Below are 18,880 nucleotides of genomic sequence, written 5' to 3'. Positions count from 1 at the left end.
CAACAAAGGAAATCCGTGCCGCTGTTCCCGTCCCGCCTGCCGTTTGCCCGCCGCCTGCTGCCGCTGTCCCTGGCCGCAGCGCTGCTGGCCGTGCCTGCCATGTATGCGATGGCAGCGGCGGCCGGGGATGCGCCGCGCAGCTTCCGCATCGCTGCCGCGCCGCTGGGTCCGGCACTGCGCCAGTTCGCCGGGCAGGCGGGGATCTTGCTGTCGGCCGAAGGCAGCTTGACGCAGGGCAAACGCAGCGGCGGCTTGAACGGGACCCTGTCCATTCCCCAGGGCTTGCAGCAATTGCTGGCGGGGACGGGTCTCGTGGCCGTGCAATTGCCGGACGGAAGTTATATCGTGCGCCTGGCGCCGCCGCCCGTGCGCGCCGACCTCGATGGCGTGGGCGCCGGCTTGCAGGTGCTGGCGCCCGTCACTGTGCAGGGCAGCGGCGACGATGGCTACCGCCGCCTTGGCTCGTCCGCTGCCAGCCGCAACGACACGGCCCTGCATGACACGCCGCAGGCCGTCAGTGTGGTAAGCCGCGAATTGATACGCGACCAGGACATGCGCACCCTGGCCGACGCCATGCGCTACATGCCCGGCGTGGGCACGGCCGCAGGCGAGGGCAATCGCGATACGGCCGTGATGCGCGGCAACAGCTCGACCTCGGATTTTTACCTGGACGGCATGCGCGACGACGTGCAGTACTACCGCGATTTCTACAATATCGAAGCGGTCGAGGCCATCAAGGGGTCGAACGCCCTGGTCTTCGGCCATGGCGGCGGCGGTGGCGTGATCAACCGGACCACCAAGCAGCCGCAGTGGGTCGATGGGGGCGAAGCAACGCTGAGCCTGGGCGCCTGGCGCAACGGGCGCACCGCCATCGATCTGCAACAGGTCGTGGGCAGCGACGTGGCCGTGCGCGTCAACGCCATGGCGGAAAACAGCGGCTCTTTTCGCCAGGGCGTCAAATTGCGCCGCAGCGCCGTCAACCCCGTCGTGGCCTGGCGCTTGTCGCCGCGCACCTCCGTGCAAGCCAGCTATGAACACTTCCGCGACGACCGCGTGACGGACCGGGGCCTGCCTTCGTACCGGGGCCGGCCGTTCGACACGGACCCGTCGACGTTTTTCGGCATCGCCGGCAGCAGCCCCTCGTGGGCCTACATCGATGCACTGGGCGTGAGCGTCGAACATGCGTTCGCCGGCGGCGCGGTCTTGCGCAACCGCACGCGCCTGGCCGATTACGACAAGCTGTACCAGAATGCCTTTCCCGGCCCCGTCAGCGCGGATGGCGCCAGCGTGACGGTGCTGGCGTACAACAGCGCCACCCGGCGGCGCAACCTGTTCAACCAGACGGACGTGGAGTGGACGGTGACGGCCGGGGCCGTGCAGCACCGCCTGACGGCGGGCGGGGAGCTGGGCCGACAGACGACGGACAATCTGCGCAACACCGGTTATTTCACGACCCTGGGCGAGGGCGTCACGCACATCAGCCTGCCCACATCGCAGCCTGTGACGGATTTGCCCGTGACCTTCCGCCCCAGCGCCACGGATGCCGACAACCATGGCGTGGCCGACACGGCCGCCCTGTATCTGCAGGACCAGGTCCGCTTCAGCCCGCGCTGGCAGGCGATTGCCGGCCTGCGCTACGAGCGCTTTGCCGTCGATTTCCTCAACCGCCGCAATGGCGCGCGCATTGCCCGCACGGATGCGCCGTGGTCGCCGCGCGCGGCCCTGATCTATCAGCCCGTGCCGGCCCTGTCGCTGTATGCGAGCGTCAGCCAGTCGTTCCTGCCGCGCGCGGGGGAGCAGCTGGCGTCATTGACGCCCAGCAATGCCGTGTTCGAACCTGAGCGCTTTCGCAACGTGGAAGCGGGCGTGAAATGGGAAGTCACGGCGGACCTGTCGGCCAGCGCGGCCCTGTACCGTTTGACGCGCAGCAAGGTCGCCGTCACCGACCCGAACGACGCCACGCGGGCCATGCTGGTCGATGGTCAGCGCAGCGAGGGGCTGGAACTGGAAGTCAAGGGCAAGGTCCAACCCGGGTGGAGCATCGCGGGCGGCTATGCGTGGCAGCGGGCCGTGCTGACGGCCACGCAATCGGCCTCGGCCCTGGAAGGCGCCACCGTGGCCCATGTGCCCCGGCACAGCCTGTCGCTGTGGAACCGCTACGATTTTTCGCCCGCCTGGGGCGCGGCGCTGGGCATCATTGCCCGCAGCGCCGTGTATGCGTCCGTGTCGAATACGGTGGCGCTGCCGGGATTTGCCCGCGCCGATGGCGCGCTCTACTTCAAGCCGCAAGGAACATTTCAGCTGCAGCTGAACGTGGAAAACCTGTTCAACAGAAAATATTTTGCCTCCGCCCACAGCAACGACAACATCGCGCCCGGCTCGCCCAGGGCGTTACGCATGACGGCGCTGTGGCGGTTCTAGTTTTGTCGTACCCAAGCAATCAACGAGCCAGCCAGGCGCCACGGCGCAGTAGCCAGCCATAATTTAATCCATCCGATAGAGTGAAAGATAGCGATGACACTGAAAGACCAAGCGGGCGCCGCCAAGCCGGCCGCCATCATCCGCAGCCGCAAGCACCAGACCGCCGCCGCGCCCCGCATGCACGGCACGGCCCTGGCCGCGTTCGCCACCCTGGCCATGCCGCTGGCGCTGCACGCGCAAACGGTGGACAAGCCGCAGCAGTTGCAAGAAGTCAAGGTCGTGGGCACGGCTGACCGCCTGATCCAGGCGCCCGTCAAATCGGCCAACGACAAGCTGACGGCGCCGCTGCTGGACACGCCGAAATCCGTGACGGTGATTCCCGCCGAAATCATTTCGCAAACGGGCGCCGTCTCGCTGACGGATGCGCTGCGCACCGTGCCGGGCATCACCATCGGCGCCGGCGAAGGGGGCAATCCCGTGGGCGACAATCTGTTCATCCGCGGCTACAACGCGCAAACGGATACGTATATCGACGGCATCCGCGACACGGGTTCCCAATCGCGTGAAATCTTTGCGCTGGAACAAATCGAAGTCGTCAAGGGCCCGAACTCGGCCTACGGCGGACGCTCGTCCGCAGGCGGCGGCGTCAACCTGATCAGCAAGACGCCGAAGGCGGAAGATTTCACCAACGCCACCGTGGGCTTGGGCAGCGCCAAGTACCGCCGCGCCACGGCCGACGTCAACCGCGTGATCAGCGACGACGTGGCCGTGCGCCTGAACGTGATGGCGCACGACGCCCACGTTGCCGGCCGCGACTACATCAATGGCGACCGCTGGGGCATCGCGCCATCGATCACCTTCGGCTTGAAGTCGGCCACGCAAGCCACCCTCAGCTATTACCACATGCAGTCGAGCGAGTTGCCGGACACCGGCTTGCCGTTCAACAACCCGTTCTCTTCCGGCGCCAATGTGTCGAAAAACGGCAACGGCACCCCCGTCAACGTGCCGCGCGAAACCTTCTATGGCCTGGTCAACCGCGATTTCCGCGACACGCAGAGCGATATCGGCACCATCGACGTGCGCCACGACTTCGGCAATAAATTGATTTTGCGCAACGTGACCCGTTACGGCAAGACCAGCAACGACTACGTGTGGACCCAGCCCGACGACTCCAAGGGCAATACCATGCTGTACGGCACCGTCTGGCGCCGCGCCAACACGCGCACGACCGATACGGATGCGCTGGCCAATGCGACCAGCCTGGGCGGCGAATTCCTGGCCGGCGGCGTGAAGCACACCTACACCGTGGGCCTGGAAATCAGCCGCGAGGAAACGGACCGCAGCTCTTATCTGTTCAGCCCGGGGACCAACAACCCGCTGGAAAAAGTCGGCACCAATTGCCCGACCTATGGCGCGGCCACCCTGTACAACTGCGCACCGTTGCTCAACCCGAACGCCAACGACCCATGGGTCTACACGCGCACGGTGTCGCCGGCCCGCACGAACATCGTTACCAACACCCGTTCCGTGTACGGTTTCGACACCATCGAGTTCACGCCGCAGTGGCTGCTGAACGTGGGCATCCGCTGGGATGACTACAAGAGTTCGCTGAACACGCCGCAATACACGCTCGACGGCAAGACCACCGCCGCCACCAGCGCCAATGTGCACGCCACGTTCGCCAGCTACCAGGCTGGCTTCGTGTACAAGCCATCGACCAACAGCAGCGTGTATGTGTCCTACGGCACCTCGTCCACGCCACCGGGCAATGACGGCGGCGACGGCATCGACGGCTTGACGGTCGCCATCCAGAACCTGAAGCCGCAAGAAAGCAAGAGCTTCGAGCTGGGCACGAAATGGGAAGTGCTGCCGGGTGGCCGCCTGTCCGTGAGCGGCGCCTATTTCCAAAGCGACATGAGCAATGCGCGCGTGACGGCACCGGATGGCAGCACGCAAAACGTGGGCGACAAGCAAGTCAAGGGTATCGAACTGGGCTTGAGCGGCAATATCACGAAGGAATGGTCGGTGTTCGGCGGCTACACGCACCTGAACGCCATCGTGGAAAACAATGGCTACGTGACGAATGGCGTCATCAATGGCGTGACGCAGTACGCGCCGTCGCCGTACAACGGCAACCAGTTCCCCACCACGCCGAAAAACAGCGCGTCGCTGTGGACGTCCTACCTGGTCACGCCTGCCATCACGGTGGGCGGCGGCGTGAACTACGTCGATAAGGTCTATGCCAACGTGGCCAACAACAAATACGCGCCGGCCTACACGCGTTTCGACGCCATGGCCAGCTACGTGGTCAACCGCAACGTGACCCTGCAGCTGAACATCCAGAACCTGACGAACAAGCTGTACTTCGACAAGGTTTCCTCGCCGCATTACGCTGGCGTGGCTCCTGGCCGTTCCGCAACCCTGACGGCCAACATGAAGTTCTGATGTTCGCCCGTTTGAGCTAGCGCAAGGCGCCGTCCCGGCAGAGTGGGGCGGCGCCTTTTTTCATTTTCCGGTTCCCTTTTTGCGCTCTCGCTTGGCAAGGTAGGAAGAGCTGAACGCACAAGCGGAGAATCCCATGCAAGACATTCCATACCAGGGCGATGGCCGCGTTTTCGACAGCCTGCGCGCCGTGCGCCTGCGCCCGACCAGCGCGCGCATCTGCATCCTGCAGGTGCTGGCCGGCACGCAGCGGCAAGCGATGAATGCGGAAAGCATTTATCAGCAACTGCTGCACATCGGCATTGCCGTCAGCCTGGGCACGATATACCGCGTGCTCAAGGAAATGGAACAGGCGGGCTTGCTGCTGCGCGAGCGCGAAGCGAGTGCCAGCGGCAACAAGGCGCGCTATCTGATCAAGCCCGAGCGGGTGGCGGCGGACAGCTGCTACCTCGTGTGCCGCGTATGCGAACGCAGCGTGCTGGTGCAGGATGCGCCGCTGGTGGAGCAGCTGCGCCAGGCGGCGGCCGTGCACGGCATGGAAATCGGCGCCAACGTGCTGTCCGTGCAGATGCGCTGCAGCCAGTGCGCCGAGGACGCGCAGGCAGGGCGGGGCAGGGCGCTGCGGGCCGGCTGACGGCCCGCCTTTTGATGCGGCGCAACAATAGGCGCCGCCCCATCCGCCTCCTCGCCGGGCGGATTAGGCGCTACAATAGGGAATCTCTTTATTCTCCCTGACTCGTCTTCTGCTGCCATGACCACTTCCACACCGAATCTCGTCGTCACCCCATCCGCCCACCCCCTGTCCGACGCCGAGCGCGCCGCGCGCATGGTCAATCCCGCTTTCGGCCGCATCTTCACCGACCACATGGTGGTGATTCCTTACCGCGACGGCAAGTGGCAGCAGGGCGAACTGAAAGCCTACGGCCCGCTGATGCTGGACCCGTCCGCCTCGTCCCTGCACTACGGCCAGGCCATCTTCGAAGGCTATAAAGCGTTTGCCCAGCCCGATGGCAGCATCAAGACGTTCCGTCCAGAACAGAACGCGGAACGCTTCAACCGCAGCGCCGCGCGCCTGGCCATGCCGGCCATCCCTGTCGAGCTGTTCCTGGAAGCGGGCGATGCGCTCATTTCGCAAGACCGCAACTGGGTGCCGAAGAACACGGGCGAGAGCCTGTACATGCGTCCGCTGATGATCGCCACCGATCCTTACCTGGGCGTGCGTCCTTCGGAAGAATACCTGTTCGTGCTGTTCGCCTCGCCGGCCGGCGCCTACTTCCCGAAAGGCGTGAAACCCGTCACCGTGTGGATCAGCGAAGATTTTGTGCGCGCCGCACCGGGCGGCACGGGCGAAGCCAAGTGCGCGGGCAACTACGCGGCCAGCCTGATGGCCCAGTCGCAAGCGCAAGAGAAGGGCTGCGACCAGGTCGTGTGGCTGGACGCCGTGCACCGCGAGTTCATCGAGGAAATGGGCGGCATGAATCTGTTCTTCGTGTACAAGGATGGCGACAAGGTCACCGTCGTGACGCCGGAATTGACGGGCACCCTGCTGCCAGGCATCACCCGCCGCAGCCTGCTGGAAATGGCGAAAGACCTGGGCTATGCGACGGAAGAGCGTAAATTGTCCGTCCAGCAATGGCGCGACGATATTGCCTCGGGCCGCATGACCGAAGTGTTCGCCTGCGGCACGGCCGCCGTCATCACGCCCGTGGGCGTGGCCAAGGCCAATGGCTTTGAAATGACCATCAACAACAATGAAAACGGCGCCGTCACCCTGGCCCTGCGCGAAGCACTGCTGGGCTTGCAGCATGGCACGGCACCGGACACGCACGGCTGGATGCACACCGTTTGCTAATTTGATGGTGTAATTTCCATACCGCGCCGGCACCCAGTTGCCGGCGTTTTTATATCTTGAAGGAAACTCGATGAAAATCCGCTCCGTCTTGCCCGCGCTGGCCGCCGTGTTCCTCAGCCTGTCTGCCGGCGCCGTCCACGCAGCCGACGCCACGTGCGCCATTCCCCGCAATGTCAGCTACTACGATTACGACGTCAAGCCGTCGGACGAGAAAAACACGTGCTACAAGCAAAGCACGAACGTGCCCACCGACTACTTCATGCTGGCGCTGTCGTGGTCGCCCGGCTTTTGCGACAGCCAGCGCCGCCGTGGCGAAGTATCGAAGAAAGCCGCCTTCCAGTGCGCCGAGAGCAACCACTTCGGCTGGATCGTGCATGGCTTGTGGGCGCAATCGGACAATCCGGCCACCTGCGAAGATATTTCCGTCACGCCCCCGCGCAAGACGGAACTGCATCCGCGCTATTGCAAGGGCAATCTGCCGAAGCTGGCGCCAGCCGAGATCCTGCCCTACATGTGCATGCAGCCGGGCGAAGCCTTGCTGCAGGGCGAATGGGAAAAACATGGCGCCTGCGATTTCGATTCGGCCAAGCAGTATTTCGAGAAAGAGCGCGAACTGTTCCAGGCCTTGAAGTTACCGGACACCACCATGCCGAAAAACGAGCTGTTCCAGTGGATGAAGCAGCATAACCCGCAGCTGAAAGGCCGCTGGCTCGGCTATGAAAAGCACTCGGGCGAACTGCGCATCTGCTACTCGAAAGATTTCAAGGTCATCGATTGCAAGAAATAAAACTCGCGTAATCATCCGATAACAGGCAGCCTGGCCTGCAGAGGGGGCTGTCCGGCAGACTCCGTTTATCCATGCTAGTGTCTTGCTTGCGGCCACATTATTGGCCGCTAACAAGAAGATGCCTGGCGTAGGCGTGGCTGGCGGCGCGGCATGGAATTCGTATCGGATCAATGATGTTCAAGCAAAACAGGGCGCAGCCCTTCCTCGTGGGCGAGGACGGCTTGCCGCCCGGCGCCCGTTTATGGGCCATGCTGGCGCTGGCCATCGGCGTGGGCATGGCTTCGCTCGATACGGCGATTGCCAACACGGCCTTGCCGGCCATCGCCAGCGAGCTGCATACGACGCCGGCCGCTTCCGTCTGGATCGTGAATGTGTACCAGCTGGCCATGGTGGCAACCCTGCTGCCGTTTTCCGCGCTGGGGGAAATCACGGGCTACCGGCGCGTGTTTATCTCGGGCATGTTCCTGTTTACCCTGGCTTCGCTCGCCTGTGCGCTGGCCTGGTCCTTGCCGTCCTTGGTGGTGGCAAGGCTCTTTCAAGGCGTGGGCGCCAGCGCCATGATGAGCGTCAATACGGCGCTGCTGCGCGCGCTGTACCCCAAACACTTGCTGGGCCGCGCGTTCGGCAACAATGCGCTGGTGGTGGCCGTCGCGTTTGCCATCGGGCCCACGGCCGCCTCCCTGATCCTGGCGACGGCGTCGTGGCCATGGCTGTTCGCCATCAATGTGCCGCTGGGCTTGCTCGGTCTCTTCCTGGCCAGCCGCATGCTGCCGGCGACGAAACTGTCCGGCCACACCCTCGATGCGCGCACGGCGCTGTACAACGTGGGCGCCTTCGGCCTGCTGATTTTATTGTTCGGCGACGCCGCCCATCACGCGTCGATGTCCACCTTGCTGCCGGAACTGCTGGCCGTGGTGGTGTTCTTTGTCCTGCTGCTGCGCCGCCAGGCGGGACACGCGGCGCCCATGCTGCCCATCGACCTGTTCCGCCGTCCCCTGTTCCTGCTGTCGTCGCTGACGGCCATCTGCACGTTTGCCGCGCAGGGCCTGGCCTTCGTCTCGCTGCCGTTTTATTTTGAAGTGACCCTGGGCCGTTCGCCCGTGGAAACGGGATTCTTGATGACGCCGTGGGCCGTGCTGGTGGCCGTGATGGCGCCCGTGGCGGGACGCCTGAGCGACCGCTACTCGCCCGGTGTGCTGGGCGGCATCGGCCTGGCGGCGCTGGCCGGCGGCTTGCTGACCCTGGTCTGGATACCGGCCCACCCCAGCGCTTTCGATATCGGCTGGCGCATGGCCCTGTGCGGCATCGGTTTCGGCTTTTTCCAGGCGCCCAATCTGAAAGCCATCATGGGCAGCGCGCCGCCCGAGCGGGCAGGCGGGGCCAGCGGCGTGGTGGCCACGTCGCGCCTGATCGGGCAAGCCACGGGCGCGGCGCTGGTCGCGTATTGCTTCACGGTTTCCGCCAGCCGGGGCACGACGTATGCGCTGTGCCTGGCGGCCGGGTTTGCCGCCGTGGCCAGCATCGCCAGCTTTTCGCGCCTGGTGGTGGCGCAGCCGGCGTGGCTGGCGGGCAAGCGCGACTGACTGGCAGGAATCAGACGTCGATGGCCTTGTCCGACTGCATGCGCTTGCGCAGTTCGAACTTCTGGATCTTGCCCGTCGACGTGCGGGGCAGGGGGCCGAAGTAGATCGCTTTCGGCACCTTGAAGCCCGCCAGGTTGTTCTTGCAAAAGGCGATCAATTCCGCTTCCGTCACGGTGCCGCCCTCGCGCAGTTCGACGAACGCGCATGGCGTTTCGCCCCATTTCTCGTCCGGCTGGGCAATGACGGCGGCGGCCAGCACTTGCGGGTGGTGGTACAGCGCATCTTCCACTTCCACGCTGGAAATGTTTTCACCGCCCGAGATAATGATGTCCTTGCTGCGGTCCTTCAGTTTGATATAGCCGTCCGGATACATCACACCGAGGTCGCCCGTGTGGAACCAGCCGCCCGCGAACGCTTCCTGCGTCGCCTTTTCATTCTTTAGGTAACCCTTCATGCAGATGTTGCCACGGAACATGATCTCGCCGATCTGTTCGCCGTCGGCCGCCACGGGCTGCATGGTTTCCGGGGCCAGCACGGCCACGGCGCTTTGCAGGTGATAGCGCACGCCCTGGCGCGATTTCAACACGGCCCGTTCTTCCTGCGACAGGGCCGCCCATTCATCCTGCTCGGCGCAGATGGCGGCCGGGCCGTACACTTCCGTCAAGCCATACGAGTGGATCAAGTCAAAGCCCATCGCTTCGATCTTTGCCACCATGGCCGCCGGCGGCGGCGCGCCGGCCACCATGCCGCGCACGGTCCAGGCTATTCCTTCGCGCCAGCCGGCGGGCGCGTTGGCCAGGGCCGCGTGCACGATGGGCGCCGCGCAATAGTGGGTGATGCGCAATTCGCGCATCAGGTCGAACACGAGTTTCGGCTCGAATTTGCGCAGGCATACGTTCACGCCCGCGCGGGCGGCCACCGTCCACGGGAAGCACCAGCCGTTGCAGTGGAACATGGGCAAGGTCCACAGGTAGACGGCATGCTTGGGCATGTCCCATTCCAGGATGTTCGACAGGGCGTTCAGGGCCGCGCCCCGGTGGTGGTAGACCACGCCTTTCGGGTCGCCCGTGGTGCCGGACGTGTAGTTGAGGGCGATGGCGTCCCATTCATCGGCGGGCGGCTGCCAGTCGTATTCGGGGTCGCCGCTGGCCAGCAAGGCTTCATAGTCGAGCTCTGCAAAGGGCTCCACTTCGGGTCCCAGCACGTCATTGACCTGGATCACGCGCAAGCCGGGAATCTGCGCCGCCATCTGGCGCGCCAGCTCGGCAAACTCCGTGTCGGCCAGCAAGACTTTCGCCTGACCGTGGCGCAGCATGAAGGTCAGGGAAGCCAGGTCGAGGCGGATATTGAGGGCATTGAGGACGGCGCCCGCCATGGGCACGCCAAAGCTCGCTTCCACCATGGCGGGCGTGTTCGGCAGCATCACGGCCACCGTGTCGCCCGTGCCCACGCCCAGCTTGATGAGGCCGGATGCCAGGCGGCGCGTGCGCGCATACGTTTCGCGCCACGTTTGGCGCACGCTGCCATGTGCAATTGCCAGGCGATTGCCATATACTGCGGCTGCCCTGGCGATATAGTCGAGCGGGGTGAGGGCGGCGTAGTTGGCGCTGTTTTTGCCGAGGCCGGTGTTGAAATCAGGTGTCATGTTTGTCTCCTGGTAAATAATCCTGGTACTGCAATTCTGCAGCTCCCTGTTTCGGGATTGATAGGGGCCAGCATAGCACCGGCGCTTGAAAATCACTGTCATCTTAGTGACAGGTTTGAAGGATGGAATGGATAGCAACGATAGTGTAGACCGTGCCGTGCCCGAACTCGACAGCCACGACTGGTTCGCGGCCCTCGATGTCCGGCACCAGGCCCTGTTGCGTGCCGACAGCACGGTCCGGCATTACGAGGCGGGCGCCTTCATCACGCGGCGCGGCGAACCGTCGGCGCACTGGATCGGCGTGCACACGGGCTTGATCAAGCTGGCCGTCTACAACGCCGATGGGCGCGGCGCCACGTTTTCCGGCGTGCCGGCGGGCGGCTGGTGCGGCGAGGGCAGCGTGCTCAAGCGTGAACTGCGCCGCTACGACGTGGTGGCCGTGCGCGCATCGACCATCATCCTCGTGCCCGTGGACCTGTTTCATCTGCTGCTGGCCGAAAGCCTGTCCTTCAATGCCTTCGTGATCCGCCAGCTGAACGAACGCATGGGGCAATTCATCGCCACCATCCAGAACCAGCGCCTGCTGGCCGTCGACGCGCAAGTGGCGCAAGCGATCGCGCAACTGTTCCACCCCATGTTATATCCGCGCACCTCCAGCGTGCTTGAGCTGTCGCAGGAAGAAATCGGCTTGCTGACCGGCATTTCCCGCCAGCGGGTGAACCAGGCGCTGGGCCATCTGGCCGAACTCAAGCTGATCAGCATTGCCTACCAGGCCATCCGCGTCGTCGACCTCGACGGCTTGCGCCGCTACGGCGTGGCGTCGCTGTGATGACAGACGGCGTGCGCGATGTGTGGCATGCTGGCGCCTCGTTCACCACATTGACCTGACGCATGGCCCTCGTTTCCGATCATCCCTTGCACCTGCTGGGCTTGCGCTTTCCGCTGCGGCTGCGCGTCACCGTGCGCCAGGGCTTTGTCACCTTGCATAATGAAATCGCCACCAAGAAGCTGGCCAGCGGCGACAGCTTCGTCGTGCCCGCCTTCCTGCGCTTTGCCTGCGACGTGATGCCGGGGCGGGGCAAGCCGGCCGTGTTCACCCTGGCGCTGGAAGGCGACGAGGCGCAGGGCGGCCACGGCGGCGGCAAGCGCTGGAGCCAGGCGCTGGCGCAGCACATCTTCGATACGCCGCAAGGCAAGTGGACGGCGGCGCGCCTGGCGGCCCTGTGGCAAGTGACGCCGCACAAGGCCAGGGCGCGCCTGTTTGCCGAGGGCGAGGCATTGCTCAGCCTGGTGCGCGAGCAGCGCCTGGCGCACGCGCTGCACACGGCGGCGCAGGGGAGCGCCGACGGCGAAGACGGCGGGCGCGACCTGGCGCAAGTGGCGGCCGGTTCCGGCTTTGCCTCGATCCCCGCGTTTTGCGACGCTTGCGTGGACGTGGCCGGCGTGCGCCCCAGCCTGTTCCTGCGGGGCCAGGCGGACGCGCCCGCGCAACGCGATAGCCATACTCCGCTATAATCGGCGGCATGGGACCTTTCTTCAAGCGCAAACAGTGGCATATGTGGTTCGCCTGCCTGGCGATACTGCTCAATGCGCTGTCGCCGTCCCTGTCGTATGCGTTTGCCTCGCTGCACGCGAACGCGAACAATGCCGCCGTCGAGATCTGCTCGGCCAGCGGCGCCGTCTACACGCAAGCGGATTTGGCGCCGGCCGTCAAATCCACCACCGATTCCGTGCTGCACCACATCGAGCATTGCCCGTTCTGCATGAGCCATGCGGGCAGCGTGGGCTTGCCGCCATCGTCATCGCCGCCGCTGGCCGTCATCGGCGGCCACGACCACTATCCGCCCCTGTTTTACCAGGCGCCGCAAGCACCGTTCGCGTGGCTGGGCGCCAGCCCGCGCGGCCCGCCGCCGGCCTGAGCCTGCGGGCACCGCTGTTCCACCTGCCGCCTTGCGGCAGAGCATCCAACTGTATCCACTACGCCCATTGGGCCGGAAATACCATGAAACGTCGTTTATTTCTTCTCGCCGGTACGGCGGGATTGCTGACGCTTGCCGCTTGCGAGCCAGCACCGAAACCCCATTACAACGGCCTCGACCTGACGGGCGGCGATTACAAGCCCGATTTCAGTTTGAGCGGTCCCGACGGCAAGGTTTACACCCTGGCTGACTTCAAGGGCAAGTATGTGATGGTCTTCTTTGGCTTCACGCAATGCCCGGACGTGTGCCCGACCGCCCTGTCGCGCGCGCTGGAAATCCGCCAGAAGCTGGGCGCCGATGGCGACAAGCTGCAAGTGATCTTCATCAGCATCGACCCCGAGCGCGATACGCCCGAGTTGCTGGGCGAATACATGCGCGCCTTCGACCCCAGTTTCCTGGGCTTGCGCACGGACCCGAAGAATACGGCGCAGACGGCCTTCAACTACAAGGTCTTCTACCGCCGCGTGCCCAGCGGCAGTTCGTACACGATGGACCACACGGCCATCAGCTATGTGCTCGATACCGAGGGGCGCATGCGCCTGGGCCTGAAACACCAGTTGACGGGCGACGAGTGCGTGCAGGACATCAAGACCCTGATGAAATCGAAATACACCTTGTAACTCTCACGAAAGGATTGATCATGACCCATTTGAAAACCCTGCTGGCCACGGCCCTGACCGTGCTGTCCTTCTCCGCCATCGCACAAAGCAGCGTGCAGATCACCGACCCGTGGGTACGCGCCACCGTGCCCCAGCAAAAAGCCACGGGCGCCTTCATGCAGATCACGGCGCCGAAAGCCATGCGCCTGCTGGAAGTGCGCTCGCCCGTGGCCGGCGTGGCGGAAATCCATGAAATGAGCATGGCGGACAATATGATGCGCATGCGCCAGGTCAAGGAAATCGCCTTGCCAGCCGGCAAAGCCGTGGAACTGAAACCGGGCGGCTACCACGTGATGCTGCTGGACCTCAAGGCACAGGTGAAGGCGGGCGACAAGATTCCGCTGACCCTGGTCGTCGAAGGCGAGGACAAGCACCGCGAAACCATCGAAGTCAATGCCGTGGCCCGTCCGCTGGGCGCCGCCTCGGCCCCGATGCCGGCCATGAAGCATTAAGCTGCCGATGCGCCCTTGAAAAGCCCGGTTCGCCGGGCTTTTTTGCGTCCACCTGAAATTAAACAGCTGTTTGATATAATTCCATAAAATTAAACAGCTGTTTAAACGATGGGAATGGCATGACAGAAGAAAAGAGACGTGACCAGGAAACGGAACCGGCCCGCGCGCGCATCCTGCAGGCGGCGGCGGACCTGTTTGCCGACGAAGGTTACCGGCTCGCATCCGTGCGCCGGATATGCGAAGCGGCCCACGTCAACGTGGCGATGGTCAATTATTACTTTCATAGCAAGGAAGAGCTGCACCTGGCCGCCTTCGACCATGCGCGCGCGCTGGCGCAGGCGTCGGCTGCCGACGTGGCCGCCGCCAGTGCGCGGGCGCAGCTGCCGCCCGTGGAGCAGTTGCGCCTGGCCATCGAGGCGCTCGTGTCCGACATGCTGCGCTCGGGCCCCGCGTCGCTGTTCAGCCGCCTGGTGGCGCGTGAACTGATCGAACCGACGGCTGCCATTCACAAGTTGGCCGAACGCAATGTGCGGCCCCAGCATGCCTTGTTCACGGGCTTGATCCGTGACGTGGTGGGGCCGGCCATGCCGGCGGACGTGGTGCAGAAATGCGTGTTCAGCGTGATCGGCCAGGCCGTGTTCTATGCCCGCTCGCGCATCGTGCATGAACTGGTGGCGCCGGAAATCACGTATGACGAGGCCGGTATCGCCAGCATTGCGTGCCATGTATCCCAATTCTCGCTGGCGGCCCTCGATGGCTTGCGCCGCCTGCATGCCGCGCAGGCGGGCGCATGAAGGCGCGCAAGCTGACACTGGTGCTGGCGGGGCTGGCCATGCTGGGCCCGTTCGCCACCGATACGTTTCTTCCCTCGTTTCCCGCGATCGGCACGCATTTCGACGTCAGCAGCGTGCTGGTGCAGCAGACCCTGAGCGTCTACCTGGCTGCCTATGCCTTCATGACCTTGTTCTACGGCACCTTGTCCGACTCGTTCGGCCGCCGTCCCGTGATCCTGGCATCGTTGCTGATCTTTGCCGCAGGCTCCATCGGCGCCGCGTTTGCCCCCAGCTTTGGCTGGCTGCTGTTCTTCCGCGGCATGCAGGGCGCGTCGGCGGGGGCGGGCCGGGTGATCGGGCAAGCCATCGTGCGCGACAGCCTGTCGGGCGCGGCCGCGCAAAAGATGCTGGCCAATATCATGATGGTGTTCGGCATCGCGCCTGCCATCGCCCCCATCATCGGCGGCTGGCTGCACGTGGCGTATGGCTGGCAATCGACGTTCGTGTTCACGTTTTCCGTCACCGTGCTGCTGTTGCTCGCCAGCCTGAAAGGCTTGCCGGAAAGTTTATCCGTTGAGCAACGCCAGCCTTTTCACCCCAGCAATATCGCACGCAATTACTGGCTGGCGCTGCGCCACCGGGCTTTCCTGCTGCGTTCGCTGGCCGTGGCTTTTGCCTTTGGCGGCTTCGCCCTGTACATCGCGTCGGCCCCGCATTTCATCCTGGAACTGCTGCGCCTGCCGGAAACGGCCTTCGGCTGGATGTTCGTCCCCATGGTGGCCGGCCTGGTGGGCGGCTCGGCCCTGTCGGGCAGGCTTGCGCATGCGGTGAAAAGCACCGTGCTGGTGCGCTGGGGCTTGCTGGCCATGGCGGCCACGGGCGCGCTCAACATTGCGTATAACCACTGGTTCGCGGCCAGCATCCCGTTTGCCGTCGTGCCCGTGATGCTGTACGCGTTCGGCATGTCGCTGGCCTTGCCGGGCATGACCATGTCCACCTTGGACATCTTCCCGCAGATGCGGGGCCTGGCGGCATCGTTGCAAAACTTCGTGCAAATGCTGGTGTTTGCGCTGGTGTCCGGTTTTGTCGCACCGCTGCTGTTCGACAGCGCGTTCAAATTGGCGCTGGGACAGGCCTCGGCCGTGGTGCTGGCCGCCGTATTCTGGTGGCTGGGCACGCGCCAGGGGGCAGGGCAGGGCGTCACTGGACTTGCCAAAACAGCATGAGAGGCCCTGGAAAAGGATGGCATGCTTTCTGCTTTGTTACACTGTGACAATCAGACCCCCGCTGCGGGCAGCACAGCACGCGCGCGGGTCTAAGCAGTTTTGCAACTTTACCTTTGGCTATCATGCACTTGATTAACTCCAGTTTGAACCACGCCTTGCGCGTGCCGCTGGCTGCGGAAATCCACTCGCGGCCCTTCCTGCAGCTCGACGCCCCCGAGCTGATCACCCATCTGGCCGTCTACAAGGACGACAGCGCGGCGCCGGGCGCGTCGAATATGGCTGCCCAGCATGCCACCCTGGCGGCCCTGTGCACGCATTTCGGTGTCACGCCGCCTGCCGCCGAAGCCAAGTATTTTTATTACGACTTTGGCCGCTTCCGCCTGAAGTGGGAATGCCATACGGAATTTGCCACGTTTACCTTCGCCGAGCATCCTGGTACCGCCGTGCCCCTGGAACAGGCGTTCGAGCGCATGCCGCTGGCGCAATTGCCGCAGCAGTGGCTGGCGGGCTTGAAGGGCAAGCTGATGGTGGCTGCCCACGTGGTGCTGGAGCAGGCAACCGAGCCGGCCGAGATTTTCATGCAAGGCTTGTCGCGCGTGTTTGAAGGCAATACCCTGGCCGGCAGCAAGGTGCTGCAGGGCGGCGAATTGTGGACGGATTTCACCATCCAGTCCGACGGTTTCAGCCGTTTCGTCATCCGCGACGCGGGCATGCGCTCGCAGCAGTCGGGCCGATTGGTGCAGCGCGTGCTGGAAATCGAAACCTACCGCATGATGGCTTTATTGGGCTTGCCCTACGCCATGCAGGCGGCGCCATCGTTGAACGCCATCGAGAACGAACTGGCGACCCTGGCCGCCGCCATGGTCGATACGGACGACGCGCCGGGCCTGGTCAAGGCCGACGAGGGTGTGGCCGAACAAGCCTTGCTCGACCGCATCACGCGCCTGGCGGCCCGCATTGAAAAGCTGTCGCTCGACAATAGCTACCGCTTTTCCGCCTCGAAAGCCTACATGGGCCTCGTCAAGGCCCGCATCGACGAGTTGCGCGAAGTGCGCATCGAGGGCATACCCACGGTCGAGGAATTCATGGACCGCCGCCTGACGCCCGCCATGAATACGTGCGAAGCGATGGCCAGCCGCCAGGAAGCGATGGCGCAGCGTATTGCCAACACGAATGACTTGCTGCGCACGCGCGTGGGCATCGTGCAGGAATTGCAGAACCGGCAAATCCTGCAATCGATGAACGCCCGCGCCGCGCAGCAGCTGCGCTTGCAGCAAGCGGTGGAAGGCTTGTCCGTGGCCGCCATCTCGTATTACGTGATCGGCCTGTTCAGCTACACGGGCAAGGCGGCCAAGGTGATGGGGCTGCCCGTGAATCCGGAAATCCTCGTCGGCGCGCTGGTGCCGTTCGTGGCGGCGGCCGTCTGGCTGGGCTTGCGCCGCATGCACCACAAGCTGCACGCGGACTGAGCCGGTAAATACCTTGGCGGCGCGTACGCCGCGCGTCGCCAATCTTTGCTATCGTGCGGCCCTCACCGTTCGATACAAGGATATGACGTGCTTGCCAAGGTTGGAGATATTTACAGCGTGTTTTCGTCCAGGCTGCAGCAGTATGTGGCTTGCCAGGTCACGGCCATCGAGGACGACCCTTCGTCCGGGAGAGCGCCGCTGGCCGCCATCCTGGAGCTGGACTGGACAGGCGACGCCTTGCCCGATGCCGCCGTCGTGCAGACGATGCGCCCGCTGGTGTGCGATTACTATTTCTGGAACCGCCGCCACGACCACAGTTTCGTCAATGCCTGGGTGCCGCGCCATTACACCTTGGTGGCCAATGCCGCGCCCCTGGTGGATACGCAAGTGAAGAGCTACAGCGGCGGCTGGCACGTGGGCGACAGCGTCTGGCGCCAGCGCCGCTGGGAGCAGGTCGACCCGGCCAGGCGCCAGCGCTTCAAGGCCGCATCGAGCGAGGAAGTGCGCATAGGCGGCCAGGCCTTGCGCCAGAATACGAGCCGCATCGGCGACAGCATCCTGCAGGCGCTCGGCGACCTGTCCGAACTGGACCAGCTGCCCTGCCTGACGGCGATCGAGACGCGCCACGGCAGCGCGGCGCTGGCCGCCTATATCAGCGGCAATCCGATCATCAGCGAAGTGCAGTGGCAGTCATCGACGGTGAGCGAACTCGACTTGAGCAACAGCAATGTCAGCCGCCTCATCGTGCATGCCGCAGGCTTGCAATCGCTGCGCCTGAACGAGGGCTTGAACACCCTGATACTGAATGGCGCGCCGTCGCCATCGCTGCGCATCGACGACCCGCATGCAGGGCGCTTCCTGCGCCTGCAGTGTGGCGGCGCCCTGGCGCCATTCCACGGCCTCGATGAATTGAGGCACCTGTCGCTGAGCGCCATGCCGGTCGTGGATTTCGACGTGGTGGCACAGCGTTTTCCCGGGCTGACTGAGCTGACCGTCTGGGGCAAGCCGGGGCTGGCGTCGAATATGGCCAGCATCGCCAGGCTGGCGCACTTGCAAGACTTCACCGCGTATGAATTGTTTGGCTACGGCCCTGACGACTTTCCCACTCCGGCGCAATTGCCGTCCTTGTCCAGCCTGTGCCTGGCCAGCCTGCCGGCCGATGCGGCCAAGGCCATCAAGGCCAGCTATAAAAAGGCGGCGGCGCTGGGTTTGAGCCTGTCGGTGACGCGGCCGCGCAAGCCCGAGTGGCTGGCGGAAAACCTGGACAATCCGTTCCGCGACTGGGATGGCCGCGAACACATTTCGGCCGCGTACGCCAAAAAGGCCGCGCAGGCGTATAAAAAGCTGCTGGCCACGGCGCGCTCCATCGATGCGGTCAAGGATGGCGCGGCCGCGCAAGCCATCGCGCAGCAGATGGTCGCCGACTATGTCACCGTGTTCAACCAGATCGAGCGGCGTTCCAGCATCATCGAGACGGTGGAGCGCGATGAAATCTATGTGGCGCTGGAACAGGTGCTGACGCAAGAGCCGCTGCCCGATGTGGCGGCGCTGTATGCCGTGTTCGACAGCCTGCGCGATTTTTAGCCGCATCC

General features: G+C 64.3%; 16 protein-coding genes. 15 read left to right on the top strand and 1 reads right to left on the bottom strand.

All coding sequences use genetic code 11. From position 1 onward, the window contains the following. Positions 1 to 15: 15 nt before the first annotated feature. The 6 genes from VPH41_RS15845 to VPH41_RS15820 all read left to right on the top strand — a co-directional run bounded on the left by VPH41_RS15845 (position 16) and on the right by VPH41_RS15820 (position 9,085). Positions 16 to 2,421 carry a TonB-dependent siderophore receptor gene (locus tag VPH41_RS15845; RefSeq protein ID WP_328570738.1) on the top strand — a complete coding sequence of 802 codons (2,406 nt, stop codon included), beginning with the start codon at positions 16 to 18 and terminating at the stop codon, positions 2,419 to 2,421. A gap of 93 nt (positions 2,422 to 2,514) precedes the next feature. Beyond that, positions 2,515 to 4,866 (top strand): TonB-dependent receptor, encoded by a 2,352-nt coding sequence (locus tag VPH41_RS15840; protein WP_328570737.1) that lies wholly within the window; start codon positions 2,515 to 2,517, stop codon positions 4,864 to 4,866. Positions 4,867 to 4,999: 133 nt separating this feature from the next. After that, positions 5,000 to 5,497, top strand: coding sequence for a Fur family transcriptional regulator (locus tag VPH41_RS15835; RefSeq protein WP_152255175.1), 498 nt, complete (start codon positions 5,000 to 5,002; stop codon positions 5,495 to 5,497). A 117-nt stretch (positions 5,498 to 5,614) separates the two neighbouring features. Continuing rightward, entirely contained in the window at positions 5,615 to 6,715 is a 1,101-nt protein-coding gene (locus VPH41_RS15830; RefSeq protein WP_152255176.1) for a branched-chain amino acid aminotransferase, read from the top strand. Between the two features lie 70 nt (positions 6,716 to 6,785). After that, a complete protein-coding gene (locus tag VPH41_RS15825; RefSeq protein ID WP_152283029.1) occupies positions 6,786 to 7,502 on the top strand; it encodes a ribonuclease T2 family protein in 717 nt (238 codons plus the stop codon). A 170-nt stretch (positions 7,503 to 7,672) separates the two neighbouring features. Next, positions 7,673 to 9,085: an MFS transporter gene (locus tag VPH41_RS15820; protein ID WP_328570736.1), complete on the top strand. Its 1,413-nt coding sequence runs from the start codon at positions 7,673 to 7,675 to the stop codon at positions 9,083 to 9,085. A gap of 10 nt (positions 9,086 to 9,095) precedes the next feature. Here VPH41_RS15820 and VPH41_RS15815 read toward each other — a convergent pair whose 3' ends face one another. Further along, positions 9,096 to 10,730 carry an acyl-CoA synthetase gene (locus VPH41_RS15815; protein WP_328570735.1) on the bottom strand — a complete coding sequence of 545 codons (1,635 nt, stop codon included), beginning with the start codon at positions 10,728 to 10,730 and terminating at the stop codon, positions 9,096 to 9,098. 127 nt (positions 10,731 to 10,857) lie between these two features. On the opposite strand from VPH41_RS15815, the gene VPH41_RS15810 reads away from it, so the two are divergent. The 9 genes from VPH41_RS15810 to VPH41_RS15770 all read left to right on the top strand — a co-directional run bounded on the left by VPH41_RS15810 (position 10,858) and on the right by VPH41_RS15770 (position 18,872). Next, on the top strand, positions 10,858 to 11,559 hold the full coding sequence (locus VPH41_RS15810; RefSeq protein WP_287772678.1) for a Crp/Fnr family transcriptional regulator: 702 nt from the start codon (positions 10,858 to 10,860) through the stop codon (positions 11,557 to 11,559). Positions 11,560 to 11,621: 62 nt separating this feature from the next. Continuing rightward, positions 11,622 to 12,245, top strand: a complete 624-nt coding sequence (locus VPH41_RS15805; RefSeq protein WP_328570734.1) for an AraC family transcriptional regulator — start codon at positions 11,622 to 11,624, stop codon at positions 12,243 to 12,245. Positions 12,246 to 12,286: 41 nt separating this feature from the next. Next, on the top strand, positions 12,287 to 12,649 hold the full coding sequence (locus VPH41_RS15800) for a DUF2946 domain-containing protein (RefSeq protein WP_152283100.1): 363 nt from the start codon (positions 12,287 to 12,289) through the stop codon (positions 12,647 to 12,649). 83 nt (positions 12,650 to 12,732) lie between these two features. Further along, the gene (locus VPH41_RS15795; RefSeq protein WP_152255181.1) at positions 12,733 to 13,329 is read left to right on the top strand and encodes an SCO family protein; all 597 of its coding nucleotides are present in this window, start codon (positions 12,733 to 12,735) and stop codon (positions 13,327 to 13,329) included. A 20-nt stretch (positions 13,330 to 13,349) separates the two neighbouring features. Further along, entirely contained in the window at positions 13,350 to 13,820 is a 471-nt protein-coding gene (locus VPH41_RS15790; RefSeq protein ID WP_152255182.1) for a copper chaperone PCu(A)C, read from the top strand. Between the two features lie 119 nt (positions 13,821 to 13,939). Continuing rightward, a complete protein-coding gene (locus VPH41_RS15785) occupies positions 13,940 to 14,614 on the top strand; it encodes a CerR family C-terminal domain-containing protein (RefSeq protein ID WP_328570733.1) in 675 nt (224 codons plus the stop codon). Then, positions 14,611 to 15,819, top strand: a complete 1,209-nt coding sequence (locus tag VPH41_RS15780; RefSeq protein WP_328570732.1) for a multidrug effflux MFS transporter — start codon at positions 14,611 to 14,613, stop codon at positions 15,817 to 15,819. Before VPH41_RS15785 ends, VPH41_RS15780 begins: the two co-directional genes overlap by 4 nt. A 122-nt stretch (positions 15,820 to 15,941) precedes the next feature. Further along, entirely contained in the window at positions 15,942 to 17,288 is a 1,347-nt protein-coding gene (locus VPH41_RS15775) for a DUF3422 family protein (protein ID WP_328570731.1), read from the top strand. Positions 17,289 to 17,375: 87 nt separating this feature from the next. Further along, positions 17,376 to 18,872, top strand: a complete 1,497-nt coding sequence (locus tag VPH41_RS15770; RefSeq protein WP_328570730.1) for a hypothetical protein — start codon at positions 17,376 to 17,378, stop codon at positions 18,870 to 18,872. The last annotated feature ends 8 nt before the right edge of the window (positions 18,873 to 18,880 follow it).

The sequence above is a fragment of the Janthinobacterium sp. P210006 genome, from assembly GCF_036231885.1.
In the GTDB taxonomy this organism is placed as follows: Bacteria; Pseudomonadota; Gammaproteobacteria; order Burkholderiales; family Burkholderiaceae_D; genus Janthinobacterium; species Janthinobacterium violaceinigrum.
The sequence above is the reverse complement of the archived record's forward strand: the minus strand, read 5'-3'. Positions and strand labels throughout refer to the sequence as shown.

Excerpts from the sequence above, each read along its gene's own strand:
- VPH41_RS15785 (WP_328570733.1), top strand. The coding sequence starts at position 13,940 with ATGACAGAAGAAAAGAGACGTGACCAGGAAACGGAACCGGCCCGCGCG.
- VPH41_RS15815 (WP_328570735.1), bottom strand. The coding sequence starts at position 10,730 with ATGACACCTGATTTCAACACCGGCCTCGGCAAAAACAGCGCCAACTAC.
- VPH41_RS15775 (WP_328570731.1), top strand. The coding sequence starts at position 15,942 with ATGCACTTGATTAACTCCAGTTTGAACCACGCCTTGCGCGTGCCGCTG.
- VPH41_RS15830 (WP_152255176.1), top strand. The coding sequence starts at position 5,615 with ATGACCACTTCCACACCGAATCTCGTCGTCACCCCATCCGCCCACCCC.
- VPH41_RS15805 (WP_328570734.1), top strand. The coding sequence starts at position 11,622 with ATGGCCCTCGTTTCCGATCATCCCTTGCACCTGCTGGGCTTGCGCTTT.
- VPH41_RS15795 (WP_152255181.1), top strand. The coding sequence starts at position 12,733 with ATGAAACGTCGTTTATTTCTTCTCGCCGGTACGGCGGGATTGCTGACG.
- VPH41_RS15835 (WP_152255175.1), top strand. The coding sequence starts at position 5,000 with ATGCAAGACATTCCATACCAGGGCGATGGCCGCGTTTTCGACAGCCTG.
- VPH41_RS15825 (WP_152283029.1), top strand. The coding sequence starts at position 6,786 with ATGAAAATCCGCTCCGTCTTGCCCGCGCTGGCCGCCGTGTTCCTCAGC.
- VPH41_RS15780 (WP_328570732.1), top strand. The coding sequence starts at position 14,611 with ATGAAGGCGCGCAAGCTGACACTGGTGCTGGCGGGGCTGGCCATGCTG.
- VPH41_RS15800 (WP_152283100.1), top strand. The coding sequence starts at position 12,287 with ATGTGGTTCGCCTGCCTGGCGATACTGCTCAATGCGCTGTCGCCGTCC.
- VPH41_RS15820 (WP_328570736.1), top strand. The coding sequence starts at position 7,673 with ATGATGTTCAAGCAAAACAGGGCGCAGCCCTTCCTCGTGGGCGAGGAC.
- VPH41_RS15840 (WP_328570737.1), top strand. The coding sequence starts at position 2,515 with ATGACACTGAAAGACCAAGCGGGCGCCGCCAAGCCGGCCGCCATCATC.
- VPH41_RS15790 (WP_152255182.1), top strand. The coding sequence starts at position 13,350 with ATGACCCATTTGAAAACCCTGCTGGCCACGGCCCTGACCGTGCTGTCC.
- VPH41_RS15810 (WP_287772678.1), top strand. The coding sequence starts at position 10,858 with ATGGATAGCAACGATAGTGTAGACCGTGCCGTGCCCGAACTCGACAGC.